Source organism: Mycobacterium sp. SMC-4, assembly GCF_025263265.1.
Classification (GTDB): Bacteria; Actinomycetota; Actinomycetes; order Mycobacteriales; family Mycobacteriaceae; genus Mycobacterium.
Genome location: NZ_CP079869.1, coordinates 2,386,213 through 2,401,942, shown reverse-complemented (window position 1 = coordinate 2,401,942; position 15,730 = coordinate 2,386,213). Strand labels below are relative to the sequence as shown.

The following is a 15,730-nucleotide window of genomic DNA, read 5'->3' as shown; positions in this document are numbered from 1 at the left end:
CCAGTTCTAGATACTGTCAATCGGCTCGCTAGGCTGACGGGGTGGATCGCAACCTCAACGGATACGACGACGAGCTGGCGGCCGAACAACGCTACGTGGACAGGCTCTACCACCGGCTCGATGCCGAACGTCGACGCGTCACAGCCAGCCATGCTGCCGCGTTGCGCAGCCCCGTCGACGCCCAGAATGGCTCCACACTGGTCGAGCGCGACGCGCAGGTGCGCGCAACAGCGACCCGCATGGACCGGCTCAACGTCGCCGACGCCGGACTGTGTTTCGGGCGGCTGGACAGCCTGGCCGGTGAACAGCTCTATATCGGCCGCATCGGCATCTTCGACGACACGAACGACTACGAACCCCTGCTGCTCGATTGGCGGACGCCTGCGGCGCGGCCGTTCTACGTCGCAACCGGAGCCAATCCGGAGAACATGCGTCGGCGCAGGCAGTTTCACACGATGGGCCGACGCGTGATCGACTTCACCGACGAGGTGTTCGGCAGGCCGCAGGCCGGTGAGGCCAGCGCACAGCCCGGGCATTCCAGTGACGTGGCACTACTGGCCGCGGTCAACGCGCCCCGGGGGGACGGGATGCGTGACATCGTCGCGACCATCCAGGCCGAACAGGACGCGATCATCCGGCTCGACGTTCCCAGCGTGTTGGTGATCGAAGGAGGTCCGGGGACCGGAAAAACGGTGGTGGCCCTGCACCGCGTCGCCTATCTGCTCTACACCCAGCGCAAGCGAATGGAGAGTCACGGTGTCTTGGTGATCGGGCCCAACGCCGACTTCCTGGACCACATCGGGCGCGTGCTGCCGTCGCTGGGAGAGACCAACGTCGTATTCATGACCACCGGCGACCTGGTACCGGGCCTGCGGGTCAGCGCGCCGGATCGGCCCGAGGTGGCGCAGGTCAAGGGGTCGCGGGCGATGCTCGACGTACTGGCCGCCGCGGTCGCCGATCGCCAGCGCGTCCCCACCGATGCGCTGCCGATCGAACTGTCCGACGTAGCGGTACGCATCGACCCGGCAGCTGCCGAGTGGGCCATCTCCGAAGCGCGCGCCACTGACCAACCGCACAACCATGCACGCGCCACGTTCGTCGATGTCATCACCTGGGTGGTGACCGAACGCGCGATCGCCAAGATTGGCCGCGGTTGGTTGACCCGCGACGATCGAACCGCCTGGGAACACCTGCGCGCCGATCTGCTCGACGAACTCGCCGACCACGCCGGGTTCACCGCGGCACTGGATGCGCTCTGGCCCACACTGACACCGGAACAGCTTCTTGCAGAACTATATTCGTCACCAGAGAAGCTACGCGCGGCCGGCGCCGATCCGGTGCTGTACCGCGCCGACGGTGACGCATGGACCGTTGCGGATGTACCGCTGCTTGACGAACTCGTCGACCTGTTGGGCCGCGACACCTCCGGCGACGAGGCTGCCGAGCGTGAGCGCCGGGAGGAGGCCGCCTACGCGGCCGGCGTGCTCGACCTGATGGTCGACCGCGAGGATCTGATGGAAGACGAAGATCTCCTGCTGGCCCGCGACGTGATCGAAGCCGAGGATCTGGCGGAACGGTTCCTCGAGCGCGACACCCGCGAGCTCGCCGAACGCGCTGCTGCAGACCGGGACTGGACCTACGGGCACGTCGTCGTCGACGAAGCTCAGGAGCTCTCCGAGATGGAGTGGCGGGTATTGATGCGCCGGTGCCCGAGCCGGTCGTTCACCGTTGTCGGTGATCTTGCCCAGCGCCGATCCGCAGCTGGGGCTCAGTCTTGGGCAGCGATGCTCGACACCTATGTACCGGGCCGCTGGGAATACCGGTCGTTGACGGTGAACTACCGCACCCCCGCGGAGATCATGGCGATCGCCGCCGGAGTACTCGCAGAGTTCGCACCGGAGGCGACGCCGCCCGAATCGGTGCGCGCCACCGGCACACCGCCGTGGTCACAGCAAGTCGCCGATCACGAGTTGGGTTCAGCGATCGAGCAATTCCTGTGCGAGGAGGCCGACCGCGAGGGAACCTGCGTGGTCATCGGGCCTGCGGGTGTGCCCTCCGCGGTGGCACCCGCAGACACAAAGGGTTTGGAGTACGACGCCGTGCTGGTGGTACACCCGGAGCACATCCTGGCCGAGGGCCCTCGCGGTGCCGCCGACCTGTATGTCGCGTTGACTCGGGCCACGCAGCGTCTCGGCGTGCTGTACCGCGACCAGCTACCCGCGGCACTGTCGGAGTTGACCTCGCGCTAAATCACCACTGACCGAGCTGGCAACGCACGTTGTGTGGGTCGTCATGGTTGACCAGCACGTCGCCGTTGACCGCGATGTCGCAGTGCGCGCCCGGGGCGGCTTGTCCGCCGCGGGCGGTGCTACTGGCAGTCAGGATTGCCCACTGCGGATCGGCGAAGGTCGCTTCGAAGACCCAAGGCGCGCCAGGAGCGATGGTGACCTTCTCACGCTTGGCGTACGCATACGCATCGGCGTTGAAGGCCTCCATGCTGGGCGGCTGGGAGGTCAGGTAGAAGAGCTCGAACTCGTAGGCGCCCGCCGAGCTCACGGTATAGCGGACCTGCTGCCCATCCTGCGCGGCGGCGGTCGCCGGGTTGACCATTCCGGCGGCGGCCACCATGGCTGCTGCCCCGAGCACCGCGCCTACCTTTGCTGTCACTGATCGCATGTTGGTCACATCGCCGGACCGTACCCGATCGTTACCGCCTCGGCAGTTTCACGTCGACCCACGCGACGACGGCAAACCGAGTCGAAGATGCGACACAGGTTAATTTGTTCGTCACACACAGACACTTGACAGAAACACGCGCGCTCTAACGTCCGGATTCGACACCGGCGCGGTGTCGCGATTCCTGTGCCGAACGCACTCAGAAGCATCGCCTCATCACCGTTCACCAGCGGGTGAGCGTTGTCGACATCAGAAAGGCCGTTCATGCAACAGTCCCGGCGCTCCACCTTCAGACGTTCTTCACTAGTTGCCGGAAGTGTCGTGGCAGTGACGAGTCTGCTGCTGGCGGGATGTGGCAGCAGGGCAAGCGACACCGAGGCAGCAAATTCACAGTCCTGTGTCGACACTTCCGGCGACACCGTCAAGGTGGGCGCGCTGAACTCGCTGTCGGGCACTATGGCGATCTCCGAGGTCACCGTTCGCAACGCCATCGACCTGGCGGTCGAGCAGATCAACGCCGACGGCGGCGTGCTGGGCAAGCAGATCCAGCTCGTAGCCGAGGATGGAGCCTCCGAGCCGACGGTCTTCGCCGAGAAGGCCGAGAAGCTGATCAGCAGTGACTGTGTGGCAGCGGTGTTCGGCGGATGGACGTCCTCGAGCCGCAAAGCGATGCTGCCGGTGTTCGAAAGCGCCAATTCGCTGCTGTACTACCCCGTCCAGTACGAGGGTCTGGAGTCCTCGCCGAACATCTTCTACACCGGTGCCACCACCAATCAGCAGATCGTGCCGGCACTGGACTACCTCAAGGAGCAGGGCGTCACATCGCTCTACCTGGTCGGCAGCGACTATGTGTTCCCGCAGACCGCCAACCGAATCATCAAGGCCTACGCCGCGGCCCACGACATCGAGATCCTGGGCGAGGACTACACCCCGCTCGGCTCGACCGATTTCTCCACCATCATCAACAAGGTGCGCACGGCCGGCGCCGATGCGGTGTTCAACACCCTCAACGGTGACTCCAACGTCGCGTTCTTCCGGGAGTACCGCAACGTCGGCCTGACACCCGAGCAGATGCCGGTCGTCTCGGTGTCGATCGCCGAGGAGGAGATCGGCGGCATCGGGGTTCAGAACGTCATCGGTCAGCTCACCGCCTGGGATTACTACCAGACCATCGACACACCGGAGAACAACGAGTTCGTCGCGGCCTACAAGGCAAAGTTCGGTGCCGACAAGCCGACCTCAGACCCGATGGAGGCCGCCTACGTGTCGGTCTACCTCTGGAAGAACACCGTGGAGAAGGCGCAGTCCTTCGATGTCAAAGACATTCAGGACAACGCCGGCGGCGTGACCTTCGATGCTCCCGAGGGCTTGGTCACCATCAACGGCGAGAACCATCACATCACCAAGACTGCCCGCATCGGCGAGATCCGGCCCGACGGTTTGATCTACACAGTGTGGGAGTCGCCCGGTCCGATCGAGCCGGATCCGTTCCTGAAGTCCTACCCGTGGGCTGCCGGCCTGTCCGGCTGATCACCCAGTGGATGTCCTGATTGGGCAGCTGGCAACGGGATTGAGCCTCGGCTCGATCCTGTTGCTGGCCGCTCTGGGTTTGTCGCTGACATTCGGCCAGATGGGCGTCATCAATATGGCGCACGGCGAGTTCATCATGGCCGGTTGTTACACCGCCTACGTCGTACAGCAGGTCATCTCCAGCGCCGGCGCGTCCCTACTGATCTCACTTGTCGTCGGGTTTTTCGTCGGCGGCGCCATGGGCGCGCTGCTCGAGGTCACGCTCATCCAGCGGATGTATCACCGTCCGCTGGACACCCTGCTGGTCACCTTCGGAGTCGGCCTGATCCTGCAACAGGTTGCGCGTGACATCTTCGGCGCGCCGGCGGTCAACGTGGTGGCGCCGGAATGGCTTTCCGGCGGGGTGGAGGTACTGGGCGCGGTGGTGCCCAAGACCCGGATCTTCATCCTGTTGCTTGCAGTGGTCTGCGTCGCGATTCTGGCCTTTGTGCTCAAGACCTCGCCGATGGGACGACGCATCCGTGCGGTCGTGCAGAACCGCGATCTCGCTGAGACCAGCGGGATTTCGTCACGCAGGACCGATATCACCACGTTCTTCATCGGTTCGGGACTGGCCGCGGTGGCCGGGGTGGCGTTGACGCTGATCGGATCCACCAGCCCGACCATCGGTCAGAGCTATCTGATCGACGCGTTCCTCGTGGTCGTCGTCGGTGGACTGGGGCAGATCAAGGGAACCGTGATCGCGGCGTTCACGCTGGGCTTCCTGAACTCGTTCATCGAGTACAACACCACCGCGTCACTGGCCAAGGTGATCGTGTTCGTGATCATCGTGATCTTCCTGCAGGCACGCCCGCAGGGCCTGTTCACGGTTCGGACGAGGAGTCTTGTATGACAACCCTGTTAGGCCGCTGGCAGACCTGGGCCGGGTTCGGTCTGGCAGCTTTGGTTTTGTTCGTCATCGCCCCGGCTGTGCTGTCGGATTTTCGGTTGTCCCTGCTGGGAAAGTTCCTGTGCTTCGCGATCGTCGCGGTCGGAATCGGTCTGGCCTGGGGCCGCGGCGGCATGCTGGTGCTGGGTCAAGGCGTGTTCTTCGGCCTCGGCGGATACATGATGGCGATGCACCTCAAGATCGCCGACGCTGCGCTGCTCGGCGACGATGTGCCGGATTTCATGCAGATTCAGGGAATTCGTGAGCTGCCGGGATACTGGCAACCCTTCGCCTCTCCCCTGGTCACGTTGCTCGCGATCTTGGTGATCCCTGCGGGGATCGCCGCGGCGCTCGGGCTCGGGGTGTTCAAACGTAAGGTCAAAGGCGCCTACTTCGCGATTCTGTCGCAGGCTTTGGCAGCCGCCCTGGCCATACTTCTGGTGGGACAAACCAGTCTTGGCGGATCCAACGGTCTCAACAGGTTTCGCACGTTCTTCGGTTTCACTCTCAGCGATCCGGTGAATCGCAGAATGCTGTACTTCATCGCCGCGGCGGTGCTGCTGATCGTGGTGGCGGTGGTGCGCCAGCTGATGCAGAGCCGCTACGGCGAACTGTTGGTGGCCGTGCGCGACGGCGAGGAACGTGTGCGATTCCTCGGGTACGACCCTGCCAACGTCAAGGTGGTGGCCTACACCGTTGCCGCGCTGTTCGCCAGCATCGCCGGGGCGCTGTTCGCCCCGATCGTCGGCTTCATCGCCCCGTCACAGGTTGGGATCCTCCCATCGATCGCGTTCCTGATCGGTGTGGCCATCGGTGGTCGCACAACGCTTCTCGGCCCGGTTCTCGGCGCCATCGGTGTGGCATGGGCGCAGACATTGTTCTCCGAACGTTTCCCGTCGGAGTGGACCTACGCCCAAGGCTTGCTGTTCATCGTCGTGGTCGGCTTCTTCCCAGCCGGTCTGGCCGGGCTCGGGGTGTTCCTCAAACGTCGCCGCAGATCCCAAGCCCAAGCGCCGCCGGAGAAAACGCCCGATGCCGACCCAGATTCAGAGAAGGTGGGTACGAGCTCATGACGGAGGCCCAACCGAGCCCCCCAGGCCGCGAGCCCGCCGAAGGCGGCAACGCCGGCATGACTGCTCAATACCTCGAAGTACGTGGTCTCACAGTTGATTTCGATGGATTCAAGGCAGTCAGTGACGTCGACCTCACGCTGTTCCAGGGTGACCTTCGCTTCCTGATCGGCCCCAACGGCGCGGGCAAGACGACGGTGATCGACGCCATTACCGGCCTGGTCGCGGCTACCGGCTCGGTGAACAAGTCCGGTGTGGAGTTGCTCGGCAAAAAGGTGCACCAGATCGCCCGGCAAGGCGTCGGCCGAACCTTCCAGACCGCGAGCGTGTTCGAGCAGCTGAGCGTGCTGCAGAACCTCGACATCGCTGCCGGCGCCGGGCGTTCGGCCTGGACGCTGCTGCGGCGGCGCCGAGGTGTGCTGCCGGAGATCGAGCAGGCTATGGAGACCACCGGCCTGACCCACCTGGCTGACAGACCCGCCGGAGTGCTCGCCCACGGGCAAAAGCAGTGGCTGGAAATCGGCATGCTGCTGGTGCAGAACGCCGACGTGCTGCTGCTCGACGAGCCGGTGGCAGGCATGAGCGCCGAAGAGCGCGAGGAAACCGGAAATCTGCTGCGCCGCATCGGTGCCGAACGCACCGTTGTCGTTGTCGAACACGACATGGACTTCATGCGCGCGTTCGCCACATCGGTGACGGTGCTGGCCCGCGGGCAGGTCATCGCCGAAGGGTCGGTCGCCGAGGTGCAGGCCGATCCCAAAGTCCAGGAGGTTTACCTGGGCACCGCGGCCGCGGGCGCCGACGGCATCGAACTCATTGAGGAGCGTCCCTGATGTTGCAACTGGTCGACGTCCGCACCGGTTACGGCCGCAGCGAGGTCATCCACGGCGTCAGCGTCGAGGTGCCCACCGACGGTGTTGCCGCGGTGATGGGACACAACGGTGCCGGCAAGACCACGCTGCTACGCGCGGCGGTCGGTCTACTCAAGTGCGCAGCGGGCAAGGTGCTGTTCGACGGCGAGGATGTCACCAAGCTGCGCCCCAGCGCCCGAGTGGGCCGCGGCCTGGCCTACGTGCCGCAGGGCCAGCAGTCCTTCGGACAACTGACCACCTCGGAGAACCTCCAGGTGGTCGCCGACGGTCGCAAGAACGGAAAAGCGCTCATCGACGAGCAACTCGATCTCTTCCCTGCGCTCAAGGAGTTGCTGAGCCGGCGCGCCGGGCTGCTCTCCGGCGGTCAGCGCCAACAACTCGCCATCGCGCGAGCGTTGATCACCACCCCGAAGTGCCTGATTCTCGATGAGCCGACCGAGGGTATCCAGCCTTCGGTGGTCCACGAGATCGAAGAGGCGATCACCGCGCTGACCAACCGGGGCGACCTCGGGGTGCTGCTCGTCGAGCAGCACATCGGCTTCGCGCTGGAGTCGTCGCAGCGCTATTACATCCTGGAGGCGGGCCGCGTCACCGCCAGCGGAACCGGCGGCTCGGCATCGGAGGACGACGTCCGAGCCGCGATGGCTATCTGAGCGGCCCGCCGTCTATCAGCGTGCGGGAGGTAAGTTCCTCAATCCCGCCAACGCGGACCAGTCACCGACCTTGTTCCCGGCGATGACGCTCAGCGACCCGTCGGACTCCAGGACAACTGCCGCGATCTCGTTGAGGTCACCGTGGCCTGACGACCGGACTGCCTGCCGGATCTCGTCGATGCTGACCCGCTGACGACTCAACGCCTCTTCGAGCACACGACCTTCCGACAGGAGCAGCGTGGGTCGCGCGGTCAGCACAGAGCGGCCAGCCTGAAACCGGGTCGAGATCGTCGCAGCGAGGAACTGCAGCGTCGCGAGCAACGCGAATGCGACCGCGCCCTCGGCGAACGACACATCAGTGTTGAGCAGGATGGTGGCCAGGGTCGACCCGACGGCGACCGTGACCACCAAGTCGAACGCGTTGAGTTTTGCCAGGGTGCGCTTGCCTGATACTCGCAGCACCAGAATCAGGGCGACGTAGGCGGCGCAACCGACCAGCAAGGTCCTGACAATCTCGTTCCACTGGTCAAACCACATAGCGACGACTCCTTCGCCTCGATCCTGGTTGTCACGGTAAAAGCCCAGAGTTTCCGGGGCAGCCAAACCGGCCGTCCGCAGCCTGTGCAACGCACGACATATTGCGTTGAATGTTGCATCAGGGCTAGCGTGAGGCTTCATGCAGACCCTGGGACCCATCGACGTCGAGGGAATCGATTTCGCGTTCGACGACCAACCGGACCTCCATGCCGTACTCGCCCGACTGCGCGAGCGAAGGCGCTACGCGATCGTTCCGTTTGCCGGGGTCAAAGCGGTCTTGCTGTTGACCGACGAGCTGGTCCGTGCGGCCTTCCGCGACGAAGCGACATTTCCCGCGGCACCGGTGTACGCGATGACCACCGAACCGGTGTTCGGCAGGACGGTACTGAGCATGTCGGGTGCCGAACATCGCGCCAGCCGTAGCCTGGTGTCAGCTCCGCTGCGACGCACCCGTGTCCAGGACTATCTGGAGCCGGTGATCGAACCGGTCATCAACGAGTTGATCGATCACTTCACCGTGCGCGGCACCGCCGATCTGGTTGGCGAATTCACGCACCGCTACTCGCTGCTGATCATCAGCAGGTTGCTGGGCTTCCCGGTCGACGACGAAGCCAACGTTCACCGTTGGGCGCAGGCAATGATCCAATACCCCTTCGACCCCCCGGCGGCGGTCAGGTGCGCCGCCGAATTCACCGCCTACGTCGCTCCGCTGCTGGCCATGCGACGCCGGGAACCTGGCGAGGACATGATTTCGATGCTGATCAACGAAACCACCGAGGGCGGCGAGAACCTTTCAGACGAGGAGATATTGACGTTCCTTCGGATGCTGTTCCCGCTCGGTGCCGACACGACCGCGCTGGCTTTGGGCAACATCCTGTCGGCCCTGCTCAATCATCCCGGGCAATGGGAACTACTGCGGTCTGACTTGGACCGCTACCTGCAGTCCGCGGTGTGGGAGGGTCTGCGATGGGAACCGGCCGTCGGGATGCTGCCTCGCGCCTGCCCTGAGGCCACGACGTGGCAGGGCATCGATATTCCCGCTCTGACCCCGATGATCTTCGCCATCAACGCCGCCAACCGCGATCCAGCGGTGTATCCGCGGCCCGACGAGTTCGACATCACCCGCAATGTGATGCCCACCGTGTCGTTCGGGCAGGGCCGACACAGCTGCATCGGGAATTGGCTGGCCAACACCGAACTCCTCGCCGCGCTGCGGGCGCTCGTCGAACGGTTACCCGACCTCGCGCTCGATTCACGGCACGCCGAAACCTCCACCATCACAAGCCAGGTCGGCACCGCGCTACGTGGACCACATGCGCTGCACGTGACGTTCACGCCATCGCGCTCCCGTTCGGACGCCGGCGCCTTTACGAGATGCGGGCAGCCCGCTGGCGTGCGTACCGCCGCCGAGTGAGACCGAATGCCGCGAGGCATTCGCTAGGTTGTTTCTCAATGTTGCCCCACCGGGACGGAGAAGATCGTGACACCGCGCCGACTTCGCGTCACCGAGCCGGCCTCGCGCCCTGCACCCTGGGGTGACCGGCCGCCGGTCGACGACGACGAGGCTCGCCGGCGCCTACTGGACGCGGCTGAAGTCTGCTACGAGCGGCGTGGCGTCAATCGCACGACCGTCGACGACATCGCCAAAGCGGCCTCGGTGCACCGCACCACGGTGTACCGGTATTTCGGGACGCGCGACGACGTCCTGGCTTTCGTACTTCTACGCGAGACGGCCGGAGTCATCGACGGCGCCGAACGGGCGCTGCAACGCGACGACGGGTCCTTCGGCGACCGCCTGCTCGATGCACTCGACGGCGCGGTCGGAGCCGTCGAACAGTCCCGGTGGCTCAGCGTGCTGTTCTCTCCAGAAAGCCTGACCATGACAGTCTCCGTCGCGGCGTCCGGCTCGTTCCGCGACCGAATTCGCGACGTGTTGCGACCGCACGTGGAGGCGGCCAAAGCCGCCGGTGAACTGCGCGCACACCTCGACCCCGACGCCGTCGCCGACTGGCTGGTGCGGGTGGCACAAATGCTTCTGATGGAACACCTCACAACGCGGCCCGACGAGACGAGACAAGAGCGCCGTGCGCTGCTGCGCGACTTCGTCATTCCCGGCATTCTCAACCCGGCTCAGTCAGGCCAGCCGGGATAGGACCTCTGCCACCACGTCGTCGAGGGGGATGTCCACTTGCTCACCGGTGGCCAGGCTCTTCACCCCGACCGTGCCCGCCTGCAGGTCCCGTTCGCCGGCGACCAGGGCGATGGCCGCACCGGAGCGGTCGGCCCCCTTCATCGCACCCTTGAGGCTGCGGTCACCGTAAGCCATGTCGACCCGCACGCCCGCCTGGCGCAGCTCCGCCGCCAGCACCGCCAGGCGCACCTTCGCATCGGCCCCGACGGGCACGGCGTAGACATCGACTCGCGCGCCAGCGCCGGCGATCTTGCCCTCGGCGTGCAATGCCAGCAATGTGCGGTCGACACCAAGACCGAAACCGATGCCGGACAGATCTTTTCCACCGAGTTGACGCATCAGCCCGTCGTAGCGGCCGCCACCACCGATGCCCGACTGCGCACCGAGACCGTCGTGGACGAACTCGAACGTCGTCTTGGTGTAGTAGTCCAGGCCGCGCACCATCCGCGGATTGATCACGTAAGGCACCGACAACGCATCCAGATGTGCCAGCACCGTGTCGAAATGGGCCTTGGCCGGTGCAGAGAGATGGTCGAGCATCACCGGGGCATCGGCAGTCATCTTCCGCACGTTCGGGCGTTTGTCGTCGAGAACCCGAAGCGGGTTGATGCTCGCCCGAGTTCGCGTCTCTTCGTCCAGATCCAGCGAGAACAGGAAGTCCTGCAGCAACTCTCGGTACTGCGGACGGCACGAGTCATCACCCAGCGACGTGATCTCCAGCCGGAATCCGTCCAGTCCCAGAGATCGGAACCCGGCGTCGGCGACCGCGATCACCTCGGCGTCCAACGCCGGATCGTCGACGCCGATGGCCTCCACGCCGACCTGCTGCAGCTGGCGGTAGCGGCCGGCCTGTGGGCGTTCGTAGCGGAAAAACGGCCCTGAGTAGCAGAGCTTGACCGGCAACTGACCACGGTCCAGACCATGCTCGATCACCGCCCGCATCACCCCGGCGGTACCTTCCGGACGCAAGGTGACCGAGCGGTCACCCCGGTCGGCGAAGGTGTACATCTCCTTGGACACCACGTCGGTCGACTCCCCCACCCCGCGGGCGAACAAAGCGGTGTCTTCGAAAATCGGCAACTCGATGTCGCCGTACCCGGCGCGCCGAGCGGCGTCGAGCAGCCCACCGCGCACAGCCACGAACTCGGCCGACTCAGGCGGTAGGTAGTCGGGGACGCCCTTGGGGGCCCGAAACGACGTCCGGGGGGAGGTGTCAGTCACGCTGTCAGACCTTCGAGGAAAGGGTTGGTATGGCGTTCGATGCCGATGGTGCTGCGCTCGCCGTGTCCCGGTAATACCAGGGTCTCGTCGTCGAGCACCAACAGTTTGGTCACCAGCGACTCCATCAGATCCCGGCCGCTGCCGCCCGGCAAATCGGTACGCCCGACCGAGGAGCGGAACAGGGTGTCGCCGGTGAAGGCCACCTGTTCGGGCCCCTGCTCGACGCGAAACACCACCGAGCCCCGCGTATGACCCGGGGTGTGATCGACGGCGACCGTGATGCCACCGAGCTCGATTTTGTCACCGTCCCGGTCGAGCTCGAGCACCTGCTTGGGCTCACGGAACAACGCCGCGACGGCCAACCGGCCCACGCCGACGAAAAATCCCTGACCGAACGCCTTGACCGGGTCGGTGAGCATGTACCGGTCCGCCGGATGGATGAATGTCGGGCAACCGTAGGTGTCAGCGACCTTCTGCGCAGACCACATGTGGTCGATGTGGCCATGCGTGAGCAGCACTGCCGCCGGGGTCAGCCGGTTTTCGTCCAGGATCCGCCGCAGCGGTGCCATCGCCCGTTGCCCAGGGTCGACGACGATGGCGTCGGCGCCCTGTCGCGGGGCCAGCACGTAGCAGTTGCACGCCAACATGCCGGCCGGGAATCCGGTGATCAACACCCGTCCAGCTTCCCACGCCTGTCTCGCGTGGCACACTCGGTGCCGACCGATCGACACCCGAGGAGGATGCCGGCTGTGCCGACGAACGAACAACGGCGGGCCAACGCCAAACGCAAGCTCGAACGTCAACTCGAGCGGCGTGCCGAAAACGAGCGCAAGCGCCGCCTGTACACGATCATCGGCTCCGTCGTGGCCGCGGTCGTCGTCGTCGGCGCCGTGTCCGCCACCATCGTCCTGACCAACCGCGACTCCGGAGGTCCGGGAGGGTCCGCGCAGACCACCGCGGCGCAACCGACAGAAACCTCGCCCTTCGACGTCCCGGCGCCCGCCGAAGCCGGCGCACTACCCCCCTTCGTCGCAGCGGAAGGGCTCGGCGGCAACTGCCAGTACCCCGAGTCTGCGGAGCAACCCAGCAAGCCCAACACCCCGCCCCGCGCCGGCCGGGTGCCGACCGAGCCCGCCGAGGTCAGCGCCAGCATGGCAACCAACCAGGGCAACATCGGCCTGCAGCTGGACAACGGCAAATCGCCGTGCACGGTGAACAGCTTCGCCAGCCTGGCCCAGCAGGGCTACTTCAACAACACTCCATGCCACCGCCTGACCACCAGCGAGTCGCTGGGGGTGCTGCAATGCGGCGATCCGACCGGCGAGGGCACCGGCGGCCCGGGCTACCAGTTCGCCAACGAGTACCCGACCGATCAGTTCCAGCCCGACGACCCGAGACTGAACGAGCCGGTGGTCTACCCGCGTGGAACGCTGGCGATGGCCAACGCCGGCCCCGGCACCAACGGCAGCCAGTTCTTCCTGGTCTACCAGGATTCGCAACTCCCGCCGCTCTACACGGTGTTCGGCACGATCGACGAAACCGGGTTGGCCACACTGGACAAGATTGCCGCCGAGGGCGTAGCCGGCGGCGGCCCGGACGGCGCGCCCCAGTTGCAGACCACGGTGCGATCGATCGCGCTGGACTGACGGCTCAGGCAGCCGATGTGACGCGGTAGACGTCGTAGACGCCTTCGACGTTGCGCACCACATTGAGCACGTGGCCCAGATGCTTGGGGTCGCCCATCTCGAAGGTGAACCGGCTGATCGCGACCCGGTCGTTGGACGTCGTCACCGACGCCGAGAGGATGTTGACCTTCTCGTCGGCCAGCACCCGGGTGACATCGGAGAGCAGCCGGTGGCGGTCGAGCGCCTCGACCTGGATGGCCACCAGGAACACCGAATGCGGTGAGGGTGCCCACGCCACCTCGATGATGCGTTCGGACTGCTCCTGCAGCGACGTGGCGTTGGTGCAGTCCGTGCGGTGCACGCTGACACCGCCGCCGCGTGTCACGAAACCCATGATGTTGTCACCTGGTACCGGCGTGCAGCATTTGGCGAGCTTGGTCAGCACCCCCGGCGCCCCCGGCACCGCGACGCCGACGTCGTCGCTGGTGCGCTGGCGCACCGGCATGCTCGACGGTGTGGAACGTTCGGCCAGCTCGTCGGTGGCCTCGTCGTCGTCACCGACCTGGGCGACCAGGCGCTGTACCACGTGCCGCGCCGACACGTGACCCTCGCCGACTGCCGTGTAGAGCGCCGAGAGATCGGCGTAGCGCAGCTCCCGGGCCAGCGCCGCCATGGACTCGGCGGTCATCAAGCGCTGCAACGGTAGTCCGCCCCGGCGCACCTCTCGGGCGATGGCTTCCTTACCGGCCTCCAGCGCCTCCTCACGACGCTCCTTGGCGAACCACTGCCGGATTTTGGCCTTGGCGCGCGGTGAGACCACAAAGGTCTGCCAGTCCCGCGACGGGCCGGCGTTGAGCGCTTTGGATGTGAAGATCTCGACGACTTCGCCGTTCTCCAGCTTGCGCTCCAGCGCGACCAGCCGACCGTTGACACGGGCACCGATGCAGCGGTGCCCGACCTCGGTGTGCACCGCATAGGCGAAGTCGATCGGCGTCGACCCGGCCGGCAGCGTGATCACATCTCCCTTCGGGGTGAACACGAAGATCTCCCGCACCGCCAGGTCGTAACGCAGCGACTCCAGGAACTCACCGGGGTCGGCGGCTTCTCGCTGCCAGTCCAGCAGTTGCCGCATCCAGGCCATGTCGTCGATCTCGGCGGCGGCGTGGGTGGCAGGTAAACCGTTGCGGCCCTTGGCTTCTTTGTAGCGCCAATGTGCCGCGATGCCATATTCGGCGGTGCGGTGCATGTCGCGGGTCCGGATCTGCACCTCCAGCGGCTTGCCCTCCGGGCCGACCACCGTGGTGTGCAGCGACTGATACACGCCGTAGCGCGGTTGGGCGATGTAGTCCTTGAACCGGCCGGCCATCGGCTGCCACAACGAGTGCACGACCCCCACCGCGGCATAACAGTCGCGGATCTCGTCGCACAGAATACGCACGCCGACCAGGTCGTGGATGTCGTCGAAGTCACGGCCCTTGACGATCATCTTCTGATAGATCGACCAGTAGTGCTTGGGCCGGCCTTCCACGACGGCACTGATCTTCGACGCACTCAACGTGTTGTTGATCTCGGCACGAACCTTGGCCAGGTAGGTGTCGCGCGACGGGGCGCGGTCGGCGACCAGCCGCACGATCTCCTCGTATTTCTTGGGATGCAGGATCGCAAAGGCCAGATCCTCAAGCTCCCACTTGACCGTGGCCATGCCCAGCCGATGCGCAAGGGGGGCAATGACTTCCAAGGTCTCGCGGGCTTTTCGGGCCTGCTTCTCCGGCGGCAGGAACCGCATCGTGCGCATGTTGTGCAGCCGGTCGGCCACCTTGATCACCAGCACCCGCGGGTCGCGGGCCATCGCGATGATCATCTTGCGAATGGTCTCGCCCTCGGCGGCGGTGCCCAGCGCGACCTTGTCGAGCTTGGTCACGCCGTCGACGAGATGACCGACTTCGACGCCGAACTCGTCAGTCAACGCCTCCAGCGTGTAGCCGGTGTCCTCGACGGTGTCATGCAGAAGCGCCGCGATCAACGTGGTGGTGTCCATGCCCAGTTCGGCCAGGATGTTGGCGACCGCCAGCGGGTGGGTGATGTACGGATCACCAGAGCGCCGCAGCTGATCGGCGTGCCGTTGCTCGGCAACCTCGTAGGCGCGCTGCAGCAGCGTCAGGTTGGCCTTCGGGTAGAACTCCTTGTGCACCGCGACCAGCGGTTCGAGCACCGGGTTGATGGCACTGCGCTGCGACGTCATCCGGCGCGCCAATCGGGCACGCACCCGACGCGATGCGCTGGTCGACGTCTTGGCGACTTCGGAGGAGGTTTCGGCCGGCGGTACGGGCGCGGGAGGCGGCTGCACAGCCTGGCCCGCACGCGGACCGGTCTGGACCTCGTCGGCCATGCTCACCTCCACAGGACTCGCTGTTGGCAGGATATCCG

At 65.5% G+C, this 15,730-nt stretch carries 14 protein-coding genes; 9 read left to right on the top strand and 5 right to left on the bottom strand.

The window, feature by feature from the left end; translation table 11 throughout:
- The first annotated feature begins 41 nt into the window (after positions 1-41).
- Entirely contained in the window at positions 42-2,249 is a 2,208-nt protein-coding gene (gene helR, locus KXD98_RS11700) for an RNA polymerase recycling motor ATPase HelR (protein WP_260764497.1), read from the top strand.
- Position 2,250: 1 nt separating this feature from the next.
- Here helR and KXD98_RS11695 read toward each other — a convergent pair whose 3' ends face one another.
- Positions 2,251-2,676: a hypothetical protein gene (locus KXD98_RS11695; RefSeq protein WP_260764496.1), complete on the bottom strand. Its 426-nt coding sequence runs from the start codon at positions 2,674-2,676 to the stop codon at positions 2,251-2,253.
- Between the two features lie 264 nt (positions 2,677-2,940).
- On the opposite strand from KXD98_RS11695, the gene urtA reads away from it, so the two are divergent.
- From urtA to urtE, 5 genes are read left to right on the top strand one after another with little or no spacing between them, the layout of a single operon-like run.
- The gene (gene urtA, locus KXD98_RS11690; RefSeq protein ID WP_260764495.1) at positions 2,941-4,206 is read left to right on the top strand and encodes an urea ABC transporter substrate-binding protein; all 1,266 of its coding nucleotides are present in this window, start codon (positions 2,941-2,943) and stop codon (positions 4,204-4,206) included.
- A 7-nt stretch (positions 4,207-4,213) separates the two neighbouring features.
- Positions 4,214-5,098 carry an urea ABC transporter permease subunit UrtB gene (urtB, locus tag KXD98_RS11685; protein ID WP_260764494.1) on the top strand — a complete coding sequence of 295 codons (885 nt, stop codon included), beginning with the start codon at positions 4,214-4,216 and terminating at the stop codon, positions 5,096-5,098.
- Positions 5,095-6,207, top strand: a complete 1,113-nt coding sequence (gene urtC / locus KXD98_RS11680) for an urea ABC transporter permease subunit UrtC (RefSeq protein WP_260764493.1) — start codon at positions 5,095-5,097, stop codon at positions 6,205-6,207. The genes urtB and urtC overlap by 4 nt, the downstream gene beginning before the upstream one ends.
- On the top strand, positions 6,204-7,037 hold the full coding sequence (gene urtD, locus KXD98_RS11675) for an urea ABC transporter ATP-binding protein UrtD (RefSeq protein ID WP_260764492.1): 834 nt from the start codon (positions 6,204-6,206) through the stop codon (positions 7,035-7,037). Before urtC ends, urtD begins: the two co-directional genes overlap by 4 nt.
- Complete coding sequence (urtE, locus tag KXD98_RS11670) at positions 7,037-7,729, top strand: urea ABC transporter ATP-binding subunit UrtE (protein WP_260764491.1); 693 nt, start codon at positions 7,037-7,039, stop codon at positions 7,727-7,729. The genes urtD and urtE overlap by 1 nt, the downstream gene beginning before the upstream one ends.
- A gap of 15 nt (positions 7,730-7,744) precedes the next feature.
- Here urtE and KXD98_RS11665 read toward each other — a convergent pair whose 3' ends face one another.
- The gene (locus tag KXD98_RS11665; protein ID WP_260764490.1) at positions 7,745-8,266 is read right to left on the bottom strand and encodes a DUF421 domain-containing protein; all 522 of its coding nucleotides are present in this window, start codon (positions 8,264-8,266) and stop codon (positions 7,745-7,747) included.
- A 139-nt stretch (positions 8,267-8,405) separates the two neighbouring features.
- Between KXD98_RS11665 and KXD98_RS11660 the strand changes: the two genes are divergently transcribed.
- Positions 8,406-9,680 carry a cytochrome P450 gene (locus KXD98_RS11660; protein ID WP_260764489.1) on the top strand — a complete coding sequence of 425 codons (1,275 nt, stop codon included), beginning with the start codon at positions 8,406-8,408 and terminating at the stop codon, positions 9,678-9,680.
- Positions 9,681-9,746: 66 nt separating this feature from the next.
- Entirely contained in the window at positions 9,747-10,418 is a 672-nt protein-coding gene (locus tag KXD98_RS11655) for a TetR/AcrR family transcriptional regulator (RefSeq protein ID WP_260764488.1), read from the top strand.
- Here the strand turns inward: KXD98_RS11655 and hisS are convergent.
- Together hisS and KXD98_RS11645 are read right to left on the bottom strand one after the other, a co-directional pair.
- Entirely contained in the window at positions 10,401-11,678 is a 1,278-nt protein-coding gene (gene hisS, locus KXD98_RS11650; protein WP_260764487.1) for a histidine--tRNA ligase, read from the bottom strand. The two genes, KXD98_RS11655 and hisS, sit on opposite strands and share 18 nt — an antisense overlap.
- Positions 11,675-12,352, bottom strand: a complete 678-nt coding sequence (locus KXD98_RS11645) for an MBL fold metallo-hydrolase (protein WP_260764486.1) — start codon at positions 12,350-12,352, stop codon at positions 11,675-11,677. The genes hisS and KXD98_RS11645 overlap by 4 nt, the downstream gene beginning before the upstream one ends.
- A gap of 75 nt (positions 12,353-12,427) precedes the next feature.
- Between KXD98_RS11645 and KXD98_RS11640 the strand changes: the two genes are divergently transcribed.
- Complete coding sequence (locus KXD98_RS11640; protein WP_260764484.1) at positions 12,428-13,324, top strand: peptidylprolyl isomerase; 897 nt, start codon at positions 12,428-12,430, stop codon at positions 13,322-13,324.
- Between the two features lie 4 nt (positions 13,325-13,328).
- On the opposite strand, the gene KXD98_RS11635 is transcribed toward KXD98_RS11640, so the two are convergent.
- Complete coding sequence (locus KXD98_RS11635; protein ID WP_260764483.1) at positions 13,329-15,692, bottom strand: bifunctional (p)ppGpp synthetase/guanosine-3',5'-bis(diphosphate) 3'-pyrophosphohydrolase; 2,364 nt, start codon at positions 15,690-15,692, stop codon at positions 13,329-13,331.
- Between the last annotated feature and the right edge of the window lie 38 nt (positions 15,693-15,730).